The 17,534-nt window shown below is 71.6% G+C and carries 17 protein-coding genes; 5 read left to right on the top strand and 12 right to left on the bottom strand.

Annotated features, from left to right (window positions below; translation table 11 throughout):
- Positions 1 to 11 precede the first annotated feature (11 nt).
- The gene (gene yczR, locus ABD912_RS12600; protein WP_345151212.1) at positions 12 to 1,427 is read right to left on the bottom strand and encodes a MocR-like transcription factor YczR; all 1,416 of its coding nucleotides are present in this window, start codon (positions 1,425 to 1,427) and stop codon (positions 12 to 14) included.
- Between the two features lie 60 nt (positions 1,428 to 1,487).
- Here yczR and yczE point away from each other — a divergent pair, with 60 nt between their 5' ends.
- Entirely contained in the window at positions 1,488 to 2,165 is a 678-nt protein-coding gene (yczE, locus tag ABD912_RS12595) for a membrane protein YczE (protein WP_345151211.1), read from the top strand.
- Between the two features lie 96 nt (positions 2,166 to 2,261).
- On the opposite strand, the gene ABD912_RS12590 is transcribed toward yczE, so the two are convergent.
- From ABD912_RS12590 to ABD912_RS12580, 3 genes are all read right to left on the bottom strand, one after another.
- The gene (locus ABD912_RS12590) at positions 2,262 to 3,161 is read right to left on the bottom strand and encodes a hypothetical protein (protein ID WP_345151210.1); all 900 of its coding nucleotides are present in this window, start codon (positions 3,159 to 3,161) and stop codon (positions 2,262 to 2,264) included.
- The gene (locus ABD912_RS12585) at positions 3,151 to 3,372 is read right to left on the bottom strand and encodes a hypothetical protein (RefSeq protein ID WP_345151209.1); all 222 of its coding nucleotides are present in this window, start codon (positions 3,370 to 3,372) and stop codon (positions 3,151 to 3,153) included. Before ABD912_RS12585 ends, ABD912_RS12590 begins: the two co-directional genes overlap by 11 nt.
- Before the next feature lie 167 nt (positions 3,373 to 3,539).
- On the bottom strand, positions 3,540 to 4,775 hold the full coding sequence (locus ABD912_RS12580) for an MFS transporter (RefSeq protein ID WP_345151207.1): 1,236 nt from the start codon (positions 4,773 to 4,775) through the stop codon (positions 3,540 to 3,542).
- Positions 4,776 to 4,918: 143 nt separating this feature from the next.
- Between ABD912_RS12580 and ABD912_RS12575 the strand changes: the two genes are divergently transcribed.
- Positions 4,919 to 5,959 (top strand): LysR family transcriptional regulator, encoded by a 1,041-nt coding sequence (locus tag ABD912_RS12575; RefSeq protein ID WP_345151206.1) that lies wholly within the window; start codon positions 4,919 to 4,921, stop codon positions 5,957 to 5,959.
- Here the strand turns inward: ABD912_RS12575 and ABD912_RS12570 are convergent.
- Entirely contained in the window at positions 5,956 to 6,783 is an 828-nt protein-coding gene (locus ABD912_RS12570; protein WP_345151204.1) for a LysE family translocator, read from the bottom strand. The two genes, ABD912_RS12575 and ABD912_RS12570, sit on opposite strands and share 4 nt — an antisense overlap.
- A gap of 107 nt (positions 6,784 to 6,890) precedes the next feature.
- Here ABD912_RS12570 and ABD912_RS12565 point away from each other — a divergent pair, with 107 nt between their 5' ends.
- Positions 6,891 to 7,340, top strand: a complete 450-nt coding sequence (locus tag ABD912_RS12565; protein ID WP_345151203.1) for an Lrp/AsnC family transcriptional regulator — start codon at positions 6,891 to 6,893, stop codon at positions 7,338 to 7,340.
- 175 nt (positions 7,341 to 7,515) lie between these two features.
- On the opposite strand, the gene ABD912_RS12560 is transcribed toward ABD912_RS12565, so the two are convergent.
- The 5 genes from ABD912_RS12560 to ABD912_RS12540 form a co-directional block, all read right to left on the bottom strand.
- Positions 7,516 to 8,856, bottom strand: coding sequence for an MFS transporter (locus ABD912_RS12560; RefSeq protein ID WP_345151201.1), 1,341 nt, complete (start codon positions 8,854 to 8,856; stop codon positions 7,516 to 7,518).
- A gap of 44 nt (positions 8,857 to 8,900) precedes the next feature.
- Positions 8,901 to 9,212: a Dabb family protein gene (locus tag ABD912_RS12555; protein WP_345151200.1), complete on the bottom strand. Its 312-nt coding sequence runs from the start codon at positions 9,210 to 9,212 to the stop codon at positions 8,901 to 8,903.
- Positions 9,209 to 10,882 carry an FAD-dependent oxidoreductase gene (locus tag ABD912_RS12550; RefSeq protein ID WP_345151199.1) on the bottom strand — a complete coding sequence of 558 codons (1,674 nt, stop codon included), beginning with the start codon at positions 10,880 to 10,882 and terminating at the stop codon, positions 9,209 to 9,211. The genes ABD912_RS12555 and ABD912_RS12550 overlap by 4 nt, the downstream gene beginning before the upstream one ends.
- Before the next feature lie 51 nt (positions 10,883 to 10,933).
- Entirely contained in the window at positions 10,934 to 11,701 is a 768-nt protein-coding gene (locus ABD912_RS12545) for an SDR family NAD(P)-dependent oxidoreductase (RefSeq protein ID WP_345151198.1), read from the bottom strand.
- 225 nt (positions 11,702 to 11,926) lie between these two features.
- The gene (locus ABD912_RS12540; RefSeq protein ID WP_345151197.1) at positions 11,927 to 12,730 is read right to left on the bottom strand and encodes an IclR family transcriptional regulator; all 804 of its coding nucleotides are present in this window, start codon (positions 12,728 to 12,730) and stop codon (positions 11,927 to 11,929) included.
- 114 nt (positions 12,731 to 12,844) lie between these two features.
- On the opposite strand from ABD912_RS12540, the gene ABD912_RS12535 reads away from it, so the two are divergent.
- Positions 12,845 to 14,614: an FAD-dependent oxidoreductase gene (locus ABD912_RS12535; protein ID WP_345151195.1), complete on the top strand. Its 1,770-nt coding sequence runs from the start codon at positions 12,845 to 12,847 to the stop codon at positions 14,612 to 14,614.
- Positions 14,615 to 14,623: 9 nt separating this feature from the next.
- The gene (locus tag ABD912_RS12530) at positions 14,624 to 15,466 is read left to right on the top strand and encodes an aldo/keto reductase (RefSeq protein ID WP_345151193.1); all 843 of its coding nucleotides are present in this window, start codon (positions 14,624 to 14,626) and stop codon (positions 15,464 to 15,466) included.
- A gap of 70 nt (positions 15,467 to 15,536) precedes the next feature.
- On the opposite strand, the gene ABD912_RS12525 is transcribed toward ABD912_RS12530, so the two are convergent.
- Together ABD912_RS12525 and ABD912_RS12520 are read right to left on the bottom strand one after the other, a co-directional pair.
- Entirely contained in the window at positions 15,537 to 16,817 is a 1,281-nt protein-coding gene (locus ABD912_RS12525; RefSeq protein ID WP_345151190.1) for an MFS transporter, read from the bottom strand.
- 115 nt (positions 16,818 to 16,932) lie between these two features.
- Entirely contained in the window at positions 16,933 to 17,478 is a 546-nt protein-coding gene (locus tag ABD912_RS12520) for a hypothetical protein (RefSeq protein ID WP_345151188.1), read from the bottom strand.
- Positions 17,479 to 17,534: the final 56 nt, after the last annotated feature.

Genomic DNA, 17,534 nt, shown 5'->3' with positions numbered 1-17,534 from the left:
CCCGGCGGCAGCTAGGGGGCCACCTCGGACCACGCCGCGACGATCCCCGGAACCGCCCGTTCCAGCTCCGCCGGCGGCAGCGCGAACGGGGTGCGGATCCAATGCTCCAGGCCGTGGTCCTCGACGGCGAACGCGGAACCGGGTGCCAGCAGCACCCCGTGGCGCCCGGCCGCCGTGGCCAGCGCGGTCGAGCGCGGGGCGGGCAGGTTCCACCACAGCGACAACCCGCCGGCGGGCACCTCGGCCCGCCATCCCGGCAAGGCCGCAGCCAGCGTGGAATGCAGCCAGTCGCGGTTGGCGCGTCCGGCGGCCCGCGCCTGCGGATGCAGTCCCGGACGCTCGCGCAAGAGGTCCTCCAGCACCAGTTGTTCCAGCACCGGGGCGCCCAGGTCCAGGGTCATCCGCACCCGGGCCAGTCCGTTCACCAGCGCGTGCGGGGCGCGGATCCACCCCAGCCGCAGCCCGCCCCAGTGGGACTTGCTGGCCGACCCCACGCTGACGACGGTGTCGGAGAACGCCGCCATCGGCCATGTTTCGGGGGCGCGGTCCCACCACAGTTCCGCGGAGGTCTCGTCCACGATCCCGATGCTCCCGCGCTCGGCGAGTTCGCGCGCCCAGCGTTCGCGGCCGGCGTCGTCCACCAGCGTTCCCGTGGGGTTGTGGAAGTCGGGAAGGCACAGCATGGCGGCGGGGCGGACGGCGTCCAGTGCGCGGGTGACCGCGTCCAGGTCCGTCCCCTCGGTGCCGATCGGCACCGGCGCCACGCGTGCCCCGTGGTGGCGCAGCGAGACCACCGAGTTCGGGTAGGTCGGGCTTTCGGCGAGCACCCGGGCCCCGGGCGGGAGTACGGCGCGGATGATCGCCGCGATGCCGGCCAGCGCGCCGCTGGTGACGATGATCTGGTCGGGGGAGGTGGCGGCGCCGCGCTGGGTGTAGCGCTCGGCGATCGCCTCGCGCAGCCCGGGCAGGCCCAGCGGGAAGTAGCCCATTCCGCCGATGTAGGCCGGCAGGCGGTCCAGCGCCGCCTGGAACACGTCGGCCAGGCCTTCCGGAGCGGCGGGCGCGGCGCAGGTGAGGTCGACGGCGGTGCTGCCCTCGGCCGGTCCGAAGCCTCCCAGCGGCAGTGGTTCGGAGCCTCCGGCCGCGGGGCCGCCGGGGATCTGGACCACCGTGCCCGAACCCTGCCGGGCGGCGGCGAAGCCGCGGTCGCGCAGCTCGGCGTAGGCCCGCGAGACGGTGGTGCGGCTCAGGCCAAGGGCCGTGGTGAGCTCGCGCTCGCTGGGCAGCGTGGTGCCGTGCAGGACCCGCCCGTTGGCGACCAGGTTCCTGATTCCGGAGGCCAGCCAGGCGTAGGCGGGGCCATCCCCGTGCGGGGAGCCGAGCATGCGGCGCAGTCCTGAGGCGGAGAGGGTTCGGGTAGGGGCCATGAGGCCAGTCTCTCCGAATTGGCTATTTTTTCAAAGGCCAATCCGGCGGAGGATGGCCGTATGGTTCCCTCGACTTCCGCTTCCCCCGCCCTGGCCAACCTCACCTCCTGGGGGCAGGTGCGCGCCGGGCGCCTGCCGCTGCGCCTGGTCCGCCTCTTCATCGGACTGACCCTCTACGGCGCCGCAGCGGCCTGCTTCGTGCGGGCCGGGGTGGGGCTGGAGCCGTGGGGCGTGTTCCACTACGGACTGGCCCTGCACACCGGCCTGAGCCTGGGGACCCTGGTGGTCCTGGTGGGTGCCGTCGTGCTCCTGCTCTGGATCCCGCTGCGCCAGTGGCCCGGTCTCGGAACGGTGGCGAACGTCCTCTGGCTCGGGATCGCAATGGACCTCACGCTGGCGGTGCTCCCCGCATTCGAGGGTCTCCCGGCGCGGACGGGCCTCTTCGCGGTGGCGCTGGTGGCCAACGGGCTCGGCGGCGCGCTCTACATCGGCAGCCAGTTGGGCGCGGGTCCGCGCGACGGCCTCATGACGGGGCTCCACCTGCGCACCGGCGTGAGCCTGAGGCTGATCCGCACCGGACTGGAGGCCACCGTCCTGCTCGCCGGATGGCTGCTGGGCGGGCCGGTGGGGGTCGGAACGGTGGCGTACGCGCTGCTGATCGGCCCGCTGACGCAGTTCTTCATGCGCTGGACGGTTGTGGCGCTGCCCGTCCGTCCCGCGGTTCCGGTGCCTGCCTGAACCGCACGCCTCAACCACGGGTCCGGAGCCGGCAGGGCGTGTACCGGCCGGTGGGCGACGGCACGTCCGCCAGCCGGCCCCGGGCCCCAGGGGCGGCTACTCGAGCATCCGGCGCAACCGGGCGACGATGGCCCGGTCCACATGCCCGGCCAACTCGCCCGCGGCCAGCCAGGCACGGATCGCCGCCACCGATTCGCCGGCCCCACCGACGTGCACGCCGCCGGGGGAGACCTCCTCGCCCGGGGTGAACTCGACGGTCCCAGAGGATTCCGGCCACACCGCGATCTGCACGCGGAGTTCCTTGCACAGCTTCGCCACGGTCCGGTTCCCGTGCAGGTCGGCCACGCGGACCGGCCGGACGTTGGTCCTCCGGGACGAGGCCTGGCCCATCTCACGGTCATTGACCCAGCGGTACTTGCCGGGCGGCCAGACCACCGACTCGACCAGGACCAGCCTCCCGCCGTTGAGGACCGCGTGGTCCACGTGGATGTCCGGTTCTCCGGGGATGCGCAGCCCGTGGAAGATGCGCGTTCCCGGCACGGCCACCAGCGATTCCAGCGCCGCGGCGGTGCCCGCGGCGCCCGTGCGTTTGGCCGCCGGTCCGGCGCCCGAAGGGCTGCGGCGGTGTCCGTGGACGGGACGCAAGGCCACGCGCCGCGAAACGGAACGGACCGGCAGGGCCAGGGCCGCGCCCGTCGCCAGCAGACCGGTGGCCAGCGCCACGGCCAAGGGCAGCAGCCAAGGCTCGGCGCGCTCCGGCAGGCCCAGGCTCGACCGGAAGCCGAGCCATGCCGGCGGCCCTTGCGTGGAGGCGCTCCACGGATCGGGCATCAGGCCGGCCAGGGCGAAGCCGGCAAGCGCCAGCAGGGCGGCGGCCGCTCCGGCCACGAACCGCAGCCACCTCAGGTCCGGACCGAGGCTTTCCACGAGCCCGCCGGGCAGGGGGTTCGCGATCGCTGCGGCGCGGACGGCGGGTGAACCGGTGTCAGTGCGCATCGCCGGCCTCCAGTGTCGGAGGGGCGAAGTCCGTGATTCCGGCGTCGTAGTCGCGCCGGCGGGCCGGATCGCGCAACGCGAACCAGGCCCGGCTGATCCTGGCCGCCTCCTCGCGCGTCAGGGCCGGCCGCCACAAGGCATGGCGGGCCGCTTGGTCGATTTCATCCGCCTGGGCATCGGGTTCCACCCCGAGCAGGGCATAGTGGTCCATCAGAATTCCCCCAGTAATTGTCCCCAAACAATTGCTCGGAATGTACACCGCGGGACCGGGTCGGCAACAGGTTTGTGGGTGCCCGAATTAAGCCTCAAGGCCCCGCGGCGGACGGATTCGACCGCTGCGGGGCCCTGGAGGACCGGCGTTTTGGGAACTGAGGGGGACTACTGGGCGCCGGAGGTCCGGGCGGGCGCGGTGGCCTGCTTGCGGGAGCGCGCCTGCGGGATCATCATGACCGCCAGCGCGCCGAGCACGGCAACGATGGAGAAGAAGTAGAAGCCCCAGGGGTAGGCGATGCCGGCGCTGACCAGTGCGCCGGTGGCCATCGGGCCCACGATGGCTCCGAGGCGGCCCACGCCGGCAACCAGGCCCATGCCGGTGCCCACCACGTTGCTCGGGTAGAGGTAACCGACGAAGCCGTAGACCAGCACCTGGGCGCTGAACACGAAGACGCCCGTGAACAGCACGGCCACGTTCAGGACCAGTTGGCTCTCCATGCGGATGCTCAGCGTGGCGAGCATAACGGCGGCGATCAGGAACCAGATGGTGGCGATCTTCTTCACGCCCACGCGGTCGGCGACGCGGCCGCCCACCAGCAGGCCGGCGATGGCGCCGACGTTCAGGATCAGCAACATGACCAGGGAATCGGAGACGTTGTAGCCCGCCTCGCCCATGAGCTTGGGCAGCCAGGTGTTCAGGCCGTAGACCAGCAGCAGGCCCATGAACGCGGCCACCCACAGCCCCAGCGTGACCGGAAGGTACGGCTTGCGCAGCAGGTCGCGCCCGCGGACCACCGGGGCGGCGGACGGCGCGGCGCCGGCGGGCTTGGCGGCGACGGTTCGGTGCGTCTCCGGAAGCTTGGCCCACATGATCGGAATCATGATCAGGCCTAGGATGCCGCCGCCGTAGAAGAGCCATTGCCAGTGCGCCCCGGCCAGCAGGGCCACCAGTGCGGCGGTGACCGCGCCGGCGTGGTAGCCGGTCATGGTCAGCGTGCTGGAGTGGGCCTTGCCGCTGGAGGGGGCGGCCTCCTGCATCATGGTCAGCGAAACGGGCATGCATGCGCCCAGTCCGAGCCCGGCAGCGAACCGCACCAGCGCCAGCAGGGCGACGGTGGGCATCAGCGGGAACAGGAACGTGAAGACGGAGAAGACCAGCACGCAGGCCATCAGCGGCACGCGTCGGCCGAAGCGGTCGGAGATCGGCCCGATCAGGGCGGCCCCCAGGCCCACGCCGACCAAGGAGAGCGTGGCGATGAACGTCGCGTCGAGAGCGGTCATGCCCGCATGGGCGGTGTTGAGCAGCGTGGGGATGGAAGCGCCGAGGGCAACGATGTCGAAGCCTTCGAAAACGACCGTCAGCCAGCACAGGGCGACGATCCAAGCGCGATTGGGTTGCATGGGTAGAGCGGTCCTAGCTTGTGGCCGGGGATACCAAGGGGAGTGTCAGGCATCACCGGTATGGCGGGTGTTACCCGCTAGTGTGCGGGCGATCACGGGCCGAGTCCAATAGATGGGAGGTTGCCAAACCATAGACTTGATCTATGGGTAGCGTGGAAAGTCGACGACGAAACGGCATGAAGCGCGGGGCCGGGGACGAGTCGGCGCCCGAGGACGGCGCCGCTGCCGGGGCGCTGGATCCGGGATTCGACCTCAACCTGGTCCGCACTTTTGTGCTGCTTCACGAAACCCTCAGCGTCACCCGCACCGCCGAGTACCTGGGCGTCAGGCAACCGACGGTCAGCCACTCGCTGGGCAGGCTGCGGCGCCTGTTCGATGATCCGCTCTTCACCCGCGAGGGCCGCACGCTGGTCCCCACCCGCGCCGCGCGCCGCCTCTACGCGCCACTGCGCGATGCGCTGCAGAACGTGGACCAGGCCCTGTCCCGGACCCGCCACTTCGACGCGGCGACCTCGGACGCGACCTTCACTGTTGCCATGTCCTCCCTCGGCGAGGTCCGTTTCCTGCCCAGCGTCCTTGAGCTGTTGGCCACCGAGGCGCCGGGCGTGCGCGTGGAATCCGTGGGCCTTGACCGGGAGGCGGCCGTGGAGCAGTTGCTCTCCGGCAGCGTGGACGCCGCCTTCGGATCGGTCGAGCTGCCGTCCGCGGGGGTGTCCCGCATGCCGCTTTTCCGCAGCGGATACGCGCTGTTGGCCGACGCCGCGAACCCGATCGTCGGGGGCGAGCCGACCCTTGCCGATTTCGAGGCCGCCCGGCACGTGGTCGTGGCGACGGCCTCCGGGCACGGGGTGCCGGAGGCCGTCGTCGAACGGCTGGGCATCCGCCGCCGGGTCCTGGTGCGGGTCGGGCACTTCGCCGTGCTGCCGACGCTGGTGCGCGGATCGGATCTGGTGGCCGTGCTGCCCGAGGACATTGCGCGGATCTTCGCGGCGGACTTCGGTTTGGGCACCGCGGCCCTGCCGTTCGAGGTGCCGCCGGTGGAAGTGGCGCTGTACTGCCGTCCCGAGCACATGGCCACCGAGGAGCAGCGCTGGTTCGCGGACCTCATCCGGCGCGCCGTCGTGCTGGAGGGAACCCCGGGCCGCGGCGCCGGAGGGGCTCGCCACCCGGAACGGGAACCCTAGGCCGCGGCGCCCGCCAGGCTGCTCACCAGGCCGCCCAACCACGGCAGCTGTTCGGACAGCAGCACCGCGCCGAGGCCCACCATGATGATGCCGCTGGCCAGGGTGATGATCCGCGCCGCCGCCGGACGCGAGCGAAGCAGCCGCCGGGCACCCGCCGCCACTGCCGAATACACCACGGCGGACAGGGCCAGGTGCCCCAGCCCGTAGGCCGCGGTCTGCACGACCGGCGGGACCGCCGCCGCGGAGGAGACGAACTGCGGGATCAGCGCCAGGTACAGCAGCAGCGCCTTGGGGTTGGTGCCGCTGGTGCCCAGCCCGCGCAGGAAGGCGCGCCGGTCCTCGCTCCGGTTGCGGCCGCCCCGCGCGGGGGCCGGAGCCTCCACGGCGGGCGGGGCGAGCAGCGCCGTTGCGCCCCCCAAGGGCACGACGGCGTGCGCCGGCTCCGCGCGCACCGTCGCCGCCGGGGCAAGGGCCGCTACGGACGGACCGCCGGCGAAGTCCTCTGCGGCGTCCTCGGCATAGGCGCCTGCCGTGAAGCCGGCCTTCCGCCAGCCGCGGGCGGTGGTCACGCCGAGCCAGAGCAGGTAGCCGGCGCCGAAGACGGTCATCCACGCCAGGAGCCCGGGCAGGCTGGCCACCAGGGCCGCCATGCCGGCCACGAGCAGCAGCGTGTGGATCCCGTAGCCGGCGATCAGGCCCGCGATGGCGGGGAAGATCCGTGAGCGGCCGAGCCCGGCGGCGATGCAATAGGCCCAGTCCGCGCCGGGGGTCAAGGCGAGGGCGATCGAGACGGCGGCGAAGCCGGCGAGTGCCTGCGGATCCATGGGTCCTCCTGATGCTGCGCGGATGATGCCTCCAGCGTAGGAAAATGCCCGCGAAAAGTGCTGACCCGATTTGGCCGTAAAGCCCTCCAAGGCTGTATGTTTTTTGCGTGATTGATGCGATTGACAGGGAAATTTTGCGCCACGTCCAGAAGGATGGGCGAATCACTGCCACCGCCTTGGCCGCCGAGGTGGGCCTGACGGTGGCCCCGTGCCACCGCCGCCTCAAGGAACTGGAGTCCTCCGGAGTGATCCAGGGCTACCGGGCGGTGGTGGATGCGGCGAAGGTGGGACTGGCGTTCGAGGCCATGGTGTTCGTGACGCTGCGGGACCGCCAGCACATGCTGCGGTTCGAGGAGGAGGTGGCCGTGATTCCGCAGGTGGTGGAGGCGGTGCGCCTGTTCGGCGAACCGGATTTCCTGCTGCGCGTGCGGGCCGCGGACCTGGCCGCGTACCAGCGCTTCTACGACGAGGTGCTGGTGGGTCTGCCGGGGGTGGAGAAGCTGACCTCCACCATCGTCATGAAAAACGTGAAGGACGGCGGGCAGCTGCCGGTGTGACCGGAGCTGCCCGCCGTCGGGGCGGTCCTGCCGGGGCGGCCTGCCCGCCAGCGCGGGGCGGCCGGGTCCCTGCGTGGCGACGAAGTCGACACGAAAGGGCCGTTCCCCCGCCAGCGCGGGGCGGCCGGGTCCCTGCGTGGCGACGAAGTCGACACGAAAGGGCCTGCCCCGCGCGCTACCGGACCGGAACCGCTGCCGCGCGTTCCGCCCGGGTGCGTCCCAGCTCCCCAAGCCGGGTGAACGCGGTCTCCCGGGCCGAGAACCCCGCCGCCCCGCACAGGGCCAGGCAGATCGAGGTCATGACGGCCACCGGCACCCAGCCGTCCGCCCCGGTGCCCTGGATCGCGTAGCCGATCGCCGGGGCGAACCCGGCCACCAGGAAACCCACCTGCGTACCGATGGCGAACCCGGTGTAGCGCACCGGTGCGGCGAACATCTCGGTGAAGAAGGACGGCCAGAGCCCGTTGAGCATGGAGTAGAAGAGCGTCATGTGCAGGATGGCTCCGACGAAGACCAGCGCGATGTTGGCCGTGGAGATCGCCCAGAAGTACAGGAACACCGTGCCCAGGCACCCCACTGCGCCGGTCACCCAGACGGGGCGGCGCCCCACCCGGTCCGAGAGCCGGGCCAGCAGCGGAATCGCGACGATCGACCCGCCGATCGCCACCGTCTGCACCCACAGCATGGTGGTGCGGTCGATGCCCACGTGCTCGCTGGTCGCATAGGCCAGGCCGAAGACGGTGAACACGGTCTGAGTCACCGCGAACAGGGCGCAGAACGCCACGCGCAGCAGGTCCAGCGGCTGGGTGCGCAGCACGCGCAGGGCCGGCACCTTGGAGACCTCGTCGGCCTCCTTCGCGTCGGCGAAGACCGGGGTCTCGTCCAGCTTGGAGCGCACCCAGTAGGCGACCACGAGCACCACGATCGAGAACCAGAACGGCACCCGCCAGCCCCACGAGTACAGGGCCTCGGCCGGCAGCGACGCCACCGGGATGAACACCAGGGTGGCCAGCACCATGCCGGCGGCGTAGCCGGTCATCGTGAAGGAGGTGAAGAAGCCGCGGCGGCCCTCGGGGGAGTGCTCCAGCGTCAGCGAGGACGCGCCCGCGGCCTCGCCGCCGGCGGAAAAGCCCTGCGCCAGCCGGCAGAGGACCAGCAGGGCCGGGGCCCAGTAGCCGATCTGACCGAACGTGGGCAGGAAGCCGATCGCCAGCGACGCCGTCCCCATGATGACCAGGGTGATCAGGAGGATCTTCTTGCGTCCCAGCTTGTCCCCGAAGTGGCCCAGCACGATCCCGCCCAGCGGCCGGGCCACGTAGCCGACGCCGAACGTGGCCAGTGCCCCGATGGTCGCCACCGCCGGGTCCCCCTGCGGGAAGAAGATGGTGCCGAAGACCAGTGCGGCGGCGGAGCCGTAGATGAAGAAATCGTAGTATTCGAGGGCGCTGCCGAGGAACGCGGCGAGGGCGGCCTTGCGCGGCATCTGCCGCGGGGTGTCATGCGCAACGACGGACATGACGTCTCCTTTAGGTGGAAGTGGTGGTGCTTGTGGATGGGCCGCTAAGCGCTCTGGGCCGGGGCCGCGACGGTGTAGTCGACGGAGGCGATGCTCTCCGCGTTGGGTCCGGAGATCCCGATCAGCGGCAGGTGCAGCGGATGGACCGCGTACGCCTGCACCGCCTCGAGGGATTCGAAGTCGGCGATCAGCGAGGCGTCGTGGGAGCGCGGAGTGCCAAGCTCGTCCCACGCCAGTTCCAGACCCAGCAGGCCCGGGACGCGGCCGGCCAGCCCGCGAACCCCCTCCTCCCACTCCGCTTTCAGAGCCGGATCGAAGTCCGGGCGGAACTTGAAGAGGACCACGTGCCGGATCATGCGCCGGCCTCCGCCCCGGTTCCGGCGAGTGCCGCGTCCCGGTACGACGCCGGCCGGCCGGCGATGGTGCGTCCGGCCAGGTAGCCCATGGTCATGATCGGGCCCAGGGTCGCCCCGGCGCCGGGGTAGCCGGCGGCAAAGGCGTTCTCGGTGGTGTTGCCGGCGGCGAACAGGCCCGGGATCGGTTCCCCGTCGGTGTCCAGGACGCGGCCCAGGCCGTCGGTGGACACGCCTCCGCTGGTCCCGAACGCCCCGTTGACCACGGGCAGCGCGTAGTACGGGCCTTGGGTGAGCGGGGCCAGGCTCGGGTTCGGGTAGGGGTTGGACGCATCGCCCCAGTACTTGTCGTAGGCCGATTCCCCGCGGTGGAAGTCCGCGTCGACGCCGTTCTCGGCGAACCCGTTGAAGCGGGCCACGGTGGCCTCGAGCGCCCCGGCCGGAACGCCGATCGCGGCGGCGAGGTCGGCAAGGGTCGCGCCCTCGGCGAGCCAGGCCGGCGTCGGCTGCCCGGCGCGGTGGGCCAGCAGCCCGTACCGGGCCAGGTGGGCCTGGTCCACCACCACCCAGGCCGGGGTGTTCAGCGTCTGGTTGTTCGCCGGGTCCCACGAGTGCAGCGCGCGGGCCAGGTCGTTGTAGTTCTGGGACTCGTTGGCGAAGCGCTCGCCGTGGCGGTTGACCATGATCGAGCCCGGGCCCTGGCGTTCGAAGCGCAGCAGGGTGCCGACCTGTTCGCCGTCGCGGGTGTCGCCGGGGATGACAGACATCGGTGCCCACCAGGCCTCGCGGGTGGATCCCATGCGGGCGCCGACGCGCTGGGCCATGCGGTAGCCGTCGCCGGTGTTCGAGGGCGGGGAGCAGCGGGTGTAGAGGCGGGACTGGAGCAGCCCGTCGGAGAGTTCGCGGTCCCATTCGAAGCCGCCGCAGGCCAGCACCACGGCATCGGTGGCGGTGATCGCCTCCCCGTCCACGACGACGCCGGTGACGCGCCCGGCGTCGTGCACCAGTCGCTCTGCGCGGGCCTCGACGGCCAGTGCCACCCCGAACCTCAGCGCCGCCGCGAGCAGCCGGCTGACCAGGGCCTGGCCCTTGGCGACCAGGCCCGCGTCCTGGCGGGTCTGCAGGTCCTCCCACGGGAAGTTGGTGAAGGCGCCCCACTTCTCGTATTCCTGCATCGTGAAGGGCAGGCGGCCGTCGGTGCGCACGTGCGGGCGCAGGTCGCCCAGGGCCTGGGCCGCGTCGAAGAGTTGCGGTTCGACGGTCCGTCCGCCGGTGGCGGCGCCGGGGAGGTCCTGGCGGTAGTCCGGGAAGTCGTCGAGCATGATGAATTCGAGCCCTGCCGTTTCGCGGACGAAGTGCAGCATGTCGTCGCCGTGGCCGATCGCGGCGTCCAGCAGGTCGTCGCGGCCGCGGCCGCGGGCCACGGCCCGGACGTACTCGCCGGCGCGCTCCACGGAGTCCTCGATGCCTTCGGCGCGGGCCAGGTGGTTGTCGGCGATCCAGAGCATCCCGCCGGAGACCGCGGAGGTGCCGCCGAGCAGGGACGCCTTCTCGAGCACAACGACTGACTTGCCGGCCGCCGCGGCGGTCACGGCGGCGGTGAGGGCGCCGGCACCGGAGCCGACGACGACGACGTCGTAGCTGGCGGAGGGGGTTCCGTTGAGGAATTTCATGGTCTGTCCTTTTGAAGCTGGTGGGGTTTGTGTGTGGTGCGGCGTGTGGGCTCAGACGGCGGTGTAGCCGCCGTCGACGACGAACTCGGCCCCGGTGGTGAAGGCGGCCTCGTCGGAGGCGAGGTAGAGCACCGCGTAGGCGATCTCGAGCGGTTCGCCCTGGCGGGGCAGCGGGTTGCCGCCGACCAGCTGCCGGTAGTAGGCCTCGGCGCCGACCGCCGACTGCTCCGCGGCGCGGCGGCTCATCCGGGTGTTCATGGAGCCCGGGTGGATGGAGTTCACCCGGATGCCCTGGTCCCCGTAGGCGGCGGCATCGGACTTGGTCAGCAGCCGGACCGCTCCCTTGGTGGCGTGGTACAGCGGAACGCTCTTGCCGCCGGTGATGCCGTGGATCGAGGAGAAATTGATGATGCTGCCCGCGCATCGTTCGGCCATGGCCGGCACGGTGTGCTTGGTCATCAGCCACACGCCCTTGACGTTGACGTTGAAGAGCAGGTCGAAGTCCTCGACGGCGGCGGTGTGGGAGGGCCCGGCGGGGCCGATGATGCCGGCGGCGTTGACCAGCACGTCCGGTGCCCCCAGGTCGCCGCGGACCCGGGCGACGGTGGCGGCGACGCTGTCCTCGCTGGTGACGTCGACGTCGTACTCGGTGACGTTGGGGTGCTGGGCCGTGGCGGGCGTGCCGGCGACGTCCAGGCTGGCCACCCGGGCGCCGTGCTCGGCCAGCAGGCGCACGGTGGCGGTGCCCAGATCGCCGCGTCCGCCGGTGACGATGGCCGTCTTGCCGGCCACGCGGCCGGTTGCCTGGGTCTGGTTCATGTTCCTGCTCCTTGTGGTTCCGGGATGCCGCCGGGAGATGCCGGTGGCGCGTCGGTTGCGGTTGGGCGACGCGGCATCCGGGCAGCACGAATCAGGGCCGCTGGCGGTGGGATTCGGCGGGAGGCTCCGGCGGGGTGCCGGTGGCGGCCGGAGGGGCCGCCGTCGAAGGATGTGATCCGCGTCTCCCTCAAGGGTGGCGCGGGGTATTGCCGGCGTGGGCGGCGATTACCGTTGAACGGGAATCTTTTGGGTGCGGTGCACGGTGCCCGTCAGCTCCCCGCGCCAGCCGAGCGTGCGGGAGATGCCGCGGGCCGCGGCCTTCAGCAGCGGCACCGTGGCGGCGGTGTTCTCCTCGCGGGCCGGGACGATCACGTTCAGGGCGGCCACGGCCCGGTTTTCCGCGTTGAAGACCGGGACCGCGATGCCGCTGGATTCGGGCACGATGATGCCGCGCATCGCCGCGTAGCCGTGCTGGCGGATTTCGGCCAGGTGCTGGCGCATCAGCGCCGGGGTGGTGATGGTGCTGTCCGTGTACTTGGTCAGCGGCCGGGCCATGATTCGGTCCTGGTACTCCTTGGGGGAGTAGGCCAGCAGGACCAGCCCCGAGGAGCAGGCGTGGATGGGCAGGCGCCCGGCGATCTTGGCGATGTTCACGGCCGAGGACCGGGCGCTGAGGCGCTCGATGTAGAGCACCTCGTCCTGGTCCAGGATGCCCAGGGTGGTGTGGTGCTGGACGACGGCGTGCACGTCCTCGCAGAACGGGAAGGCCGCCTCCCGCAGGCCCAGCATCGAGGAACTGCGCGAGACCAGTTCCCACATCCGGACCCCGATCCGCACCTTGCCGCGGGGATCGCGCTCCAGCAGTCCTTCCTCCAGCATCTCGTCCACCAGCCGGTAGGTGGTGGTCGGCGGCAGGCCGGTGCGCCGGGCCAGCGTGGACACCGGCATGGCGGTGTGGGCGGCATCGAAGGCGCTGATGATCCGGACCAGCCGGTGGATGACTGATTCGCCCGTGGGGGAGTTGGCCACTGCGCCTCCATGCCTAGCCGGTTCCGGGACGGCTTCAGGATATCCCGTTCATCGGTAATGGGACTCACCCCGCGGGCCGGGGTCGGTTTGGCTGGAACGGTCAGAATTTTCCGCGTGGAAGCGGCCGGCGCGTCAGCCGGCGGGCTTTCCACCGTGATGGGAGTGCACAAGATGAACAGCAAGCCGGTGGAATGCGATGTCCTGGTGGTCGGCTCCGGCGTCGCCGGCCTGGCCGCGGCCATCAAGGCCGCCAAGCAGGGCCTGAGCGTGGTCGTGGCGGAGAAGGAACCGTACCTGGGCGGCACCACGGCGATCTCCGCCGGCTGGGCGTGGGTGCCCGGCAACCGGCAGGGCGCGGCCCAGGGCGACACCCGCGAGGAGGCCGAAACCTACCTGCGCAGCCTTGCTCCGGAGACCTTCAACGCGGAGGGCGTGGCGGCGTTCCTGGACACGGTGCCGGAGGCCATCGAGTTCTTCGAGCAGGAGACGGACGTCAAGTTCACCTACCCCGAGAAGGCCCCGGACTACCAGATGGACCTGCCCGGGGCGCGGATGTCCGGTCGGGCCATCCTGCCGCAGGACGTGGACGCCCGGATCCTGGGGGACAAGCGGCTGAAGATGCAGCCCTACCTGAGCTCCTACACCGTCTTTGGCTACATGCCGCAGGTGGGCCCGGACATCAACGAGTTCTTCCACGTGAACCAGTCGCTGAAGTCCTTCGCCTACGTGGCCAGGAAGCTGCTGCGCACCTGGATCGACGCGGCCCTGTATCGGCGTGCGGTGCAGCGGACCAACGGCAACGCCCTGATGACCAGGATGGTCAAGAGCGCCCTGGACTCGGGCGTGCGGCTGTGGACCTCGACCCCGGTGCTCTCGCTGGCCACTGACGATTCCGGCGCCGTCACGGGCGCGGTGCTTGGCGGCGAACAGGCCGGTACCGTCCGTGCGAAGCTCGGCGTGGTCCTGGCCGCCGGCGGGTTCTCCGGCAGCAAGGATTTGCGCCGGGAGTACTTCCCGCACGATCCCCACGGGGACAACCACTTCACCCCCACCGTCGGCCACGGCGGCGACGCGGTGACGCTGGCCCGGCAGGTCGGGGGATTCGTCGACGACGGCGTCCACTCGGTGGGCTCGTGGGCTCCCGTCACCGTCTTCCGGCACCTCAACGGCCGCCAGCGGCTCTTCCCGCACCTGCGCGCGATCGGACTGCCCGGCCTGATCGCGGTCGACGGCGAGGGCAGGCGCTTCGGCAACGAGGCCCTGAGCTACCACGACTTCGGCGGGCGGATGCTGGCGCACACCGCCGGCGCCCCCGAGACGTTCGGCTGGGTGATCGCCGACGCGAAGACCATGCACAAGTACGGCATCGGCTACGCCAAGCCCTGGCCCATGCCGCGCGGCTACTTCTACCGGACCGGCTACCTGGTCAAGGGCGATTCCCTGGCGGACCTCGCCGCGAAGATCGGCGTCGACGCGGCAAACCTGGCCGAAACCGTTGGCGAGTTCAACCAGGGCGCCGAGATCGGCGAAGACCCCGCGTTTGGGCGCGGTTCCACCCAGTACAACCACTTCCGCGGGGACCTGGAGCACAAGCCGAACCCGAACCTGGCCCCGCTGGACGAGGGCGCGTTCTACGCCGCGAAGATCCGCATGGGCGACCTGGGGACCTTTGCCGGCCTGGGCGTCAACGGGCATTCGGAGGTCATCACCGCCGACGGCGCCGCGGTTCCGGGCCTGTTCGCCGTGGGCGCGGCGGCCGTTTCCGTCTTTGGCGGCGGCTACCCCGGCTACGGCTCGCACATCGGTCCGGCCCTGGTCTTCGGCTACCGCGCCGGCCGCGACATCGCGGCTCGGGCCGGTGTGCGGAAGGACACCACCGCGTAGCATGGCCCCATGTCAGCCAAAACAGCGCAGGTACCTGTCAAGCAGCTCGCCAACGGCGCCACCCTTCCCGCGATCGGACTCGGCACCTGGCCGATGGACGACGCGGAGGCCGGCGCCGCCGTCGTCCACGCCCTTCACGCCGGCTACCGCCTGATCGACACGGCGGAGAACTACCACAACGAGGAGGGCGTGGGGGAGGGGATCCGCCGTGCGGGCATCCCGCGCGCCGAAGTCTTCGTGACCACCAAGTTCAACAAGGAATGGCACTCGGTCGAAGGGGTGCGCACGACCTGGGAGCACAGCGCCAGCCGGCTGGGCCTCGAATACATCGACATGATGCTTATCCACTGGCCCAATCCCGGGCAGGACCGCTACGTGGAGGCCTGGCAGGGGCTGGTGAAGCTGCTCGAGGCCGGCAAGGTCCGTGCCATCGGCACTTCCAACTTCACCGCCGAGCAGCTCCAACGCATCATCGACGTAACCGGGGTGGTGCCGGACGTGAACCAGATCCAGCACAGCCCCTTCTGGCTGCGCGACGACCTGCTGCCCTTCCACGCCGAGCACGGCATCGTCACCGAATCCTGGGGGCCGCTGGGGCGCGGACGCGGCATGCTGGGTGCCCCTCCGGTGGCGGACGCGGCACGGGCGCACGGGGTCACCCCGGCGCAGGCGGTGCTGCGCTGGCACGTCCAGCGCGGGGCCGTGCCGATCCCCAAGTCCGTCGACCCGGAACGGATGGCGCAGAACCTGGACGTGTTCGGCTTCGAGCTCACCGACGAGGAGGTCAGGGCGATCGACACGCTCAACGGGGCCGGGCCGGAACTGACGTCGCCCCTGGAATTCGGGCACTAGGGAGGGCGCCGGCGGCGGTTCCGCCGCCGGCGCCACTCCGCCGGGCCCGGTCCGTCAGGCCCACGGTTCGTCAGGCCGCGTCCGGACCCTTGCCCTCAGCCCCCTGCCCTCCGGACCTGCCGCCGCCGGGGCGGGCTTGGCCGCGGGTGGCGGCGGGGGTGACGGCCAGGGCGACGGCGAGGACGGCCACCACCAGATACAGCGCGCTCAGCAGCCCCCAGGCGTCGCCGAGCATGCCGAGCAACGGAGGGCCCACCAGGAAGGCCGAGTACCCGAAGATGGAAACCATGCTGACCCGGCGGGCCGCGAACTGCGGATCGGGGTGCTCGGCGGCCGCGGAGATGCCCACGGGGAAGCCGAGCGAGCCGCCCAGGCCCCACAGGGCGGCGGCCGCGTAGGCGATCCACGGGGTGTCGGTGGCGATGAACAGGAGCAGGCCGGCCAGGCCCAGGGCCATCATGGCGATCAGCACCGGCTGCCGGCCGTACCGGTCCAGCAAGGGGCCGCCGGTCGCCCGCCCGAGGGTCATCGCCGCGACGAAGGTGCCGTAGACCAGCGCACCCGCCGCCTCGTCGAATCCGTGCCCGTCGACGGCCGCCAGCGTGATCCAGTCGTTGGCCGACCCTTCCGCGAAGGCCATCCCGGCCACCAGCACGCCCAGCAGCACCAGCCGGGGATCGCGCGCGGGCCGCAGCGCCTCGTGCAGCCGCGGGCCCAGGCCGGCCGGGACCTGCTTCCGTGCCGGCGCCGGGGCGATGGGAGGCAGGAAGCGGACAGTGGAGGCCCCGATGCCGGCGACCAGCAGCCCGGCGACGGAGAAGTGCCAGCCCACGGGGATCCCGCCGTGGGCGGCGGCCGATCCGAGCACCGCCCCAACGATGGTTCCGATGCTGAAGAACGCATGCATCAGCGGCAGCAGCGTCCGCTCCGCCGCCTTCTCCACCTCCGCCCCGGCGACGTTCATCAGCACGTCGAGGGCGCTGAAGACGAACCCGAAGAGGACCAAAACGGCCAGGGTGAGGGGGAACGAGGCAACGACGCCGGCGCTGGCGCCCAGCGCGACGGCGCCGGCCCCGCTGCCCAGCAGGGTGGCGAGCAGGGCGCGCCGCGAGCCCAGCCGCGAGAGCAGGGCAGGGGCCCCGGCCAGGCCCGCGATGGACCCGGCGGCCAGCCCGAACAGCAGGATCCCCACCGTCGAAGTGGACAGGCCGAGGTCGTCGCGGACGGCCGGGATCCGCGACACCCAGGTGGCGAAGATGAAGCCTGACAGGGCGAACACGCCGAACACGGCATTGCGCCAGGCGGTGGGGCCGGGCGGGGCCGCGACCGACCCGGGGGATGCTGCCTTCATGGGGTTCTCCTCGGTCGGGTTCCGGTTCGGTGGGGTTCCTGTGCGGCCGTGATCCGTCAGGGCGAGGTCGTTGCGGCCCTGCTCCGTTGGGGCCAGACAGGGGCCGCGGTGCCGGCTACAGGCGGCCGACCAGGTCCTTCCAGACCGCCCGCCAGTGGTCGGCGGCGTCCTGGGATCCGAGTTGCCTGTGGTTGATGCCCAGGCCCGCCTTGTCGGAGGCCTTGGCGTGCACGTCGAGGCTGACGCGGCTGCCGTCGGCGAGCGGCACCCGCCAGTACCGCCATTTCTCCGTGGCGCTGCGCTCCGGCTCGCGTTCGGCGGGAACCCCACCAAAGGCGTCGGCGTCGGCGACCAGTGCGCACCACGCGTCCATGGCCTCGTCCATGGTGCCGGCAAGGGTCCGGGACACTCCGACCTGGAAGCTGCCGTCGCAGGCCTGTCCGGGCTGCCGGCGGCCGATGTGCTGCTCGTAGGCCACCGCGACCCCCTGGGCCCACCAGCCGGCGTTGCCGTCCACCGCGGCCAGCCGCTCGGCGGCCCGCACGGCCAGGTCGCGGTGGGGTGCCGCGCGCCCGCCGGCGCCGTCGAGGTAGGACACCCACTCCTCCCACCGGAGGCCGGTGGCCCGTTCGATGGCCTGCGTGTTTGACGACCTGGTCATGCTTCCATCCTAGTGTCGGGCCCTCGCATCGGGTGGGGACTTCCGGTCCGGCTGCC

It is taken from the genome of Arthrobacter ginkgonis, from assembly GCF_039540195.1.
GTDB classification, from domain to species: domain Bacteria; phylum Actinomycetota; class Actinomycetes; order Actinomycetales; family Micrococcaceae; genus Zafaria; species Zafaria ginkgonis.
The sequence above is the reverse complement of the archived record's forward strand: the minus strand, read 5'-3'. Positions and strand labels throughout refer to the sequence as shown.

What these genes read in the sequence shown, in the direction of transcription:
- yczE (WP_345151211.1), top strand. Translation starts at nt 1,488, where the DNA reads ATGGTTCCCTCGACTTCCGCTTCCCCCGCCCTGGCCAACCTCACCTCC.
- ABD912_RS12590 (WP_345151210.1), bottom strand. Translation starts at nt 3,161, where the DNA reads ATGCGCACTGACACCGGTTCACCCGCCGTCCGCGCCGCAGCGATCGCG.
- ABD912_RS12545 (WP_345151198.1), bottom strand. Translation starts at nt 11,701, where the DNA reads ATGAACCAGACCCAGGCAACCGGCCGCGTGGCCGGCAAGACGGCCATC.
- ABD912_RS12580 (WP_345151207.1), bottom strand. Translation starts at nt 4,775, where the DNA reads ATGCAACCCAATCGCGCTTGGATCGTCGCCCTGTGCTGGCTGACGGTC.
- ABD912_RS12555 (WP_345151200.1), bottom strand. Translation starts at nt 9,212, where the DNA reads ATGATCCGGCACGTGGTCCTCTTCAAGTTCCGCCCGGACTTCGATCCG.
- ABD912_RS12585 (WP_345151209.1), bottom strand. Translation starts at nt 3,372, where the DNA reads ATGGACCACTATGCCCTGCTCGGGGTGGAACCCGATGCCCAGGCGGAT.
- ABD912_RS12530 (WP_345151193.1), top strand. Translation starts at nt 14,624, where the DNA reads ATGTCAGCCAAAACAGCGCAGGTACCTGTCAAGCAGCTCGCCAACGGC.
- ABD912_RS12525 (WP_345151190.1), bottom strand. Translation starts at nt 16,817, where the DNA reads ATGAAGGCAGCATCCCCCGGGTCGGTCGCGGCCCCGCCCGGCCCCACC.
- ABD912_RS12560 (WP_345151201.1), bottom strand. Translation starts at nt 8,856, where the DNA reads ATGTCCGTCGTTGCGCATGACACCCCGCGGCAGATGCCGCGCAAGGCC.
- ABD912_RS12520 (WP_345151188.1), bottom strand. Translation starts at nt 17,478, where the DNA reads ATGACCAGGTCGTCAAACACGCAGGCCATCGAACGGGCCACCGGCCTC.
- yczR (WP_345151212.1), bottom strand. Translation starts at nt 1,427, where the DNA reads ATGGCCCCTACCCGAACCCTCTCCGCCTCAGGACTGCGCCGCATGCTC.
- ABD912_RS12575 (WP_345151206.1), top strand. Translation starts at nt 4,919, where the DNA reads ATGGGTAGCGTGGAAAGTCGACGACGAAACGGCATGAAGCGCGGGGCC.
- ABD912_RS12570 (WP_345151204.1), bottom strand. Translation starts at nt 6,783, where the DNA reads ATGGATCCGCAGGCACTCGCCGGCTTCGCCGCCGTCTCGATCGCCCTC.
- ABD912_RS12550 (WP_345151199.1), bottom strand. Translation starts at nt 10,882, where the DNA reads ATGAAATTCCTCAACGGAACCCCCTCCGCCAGCTACGACGTCGTCGTC.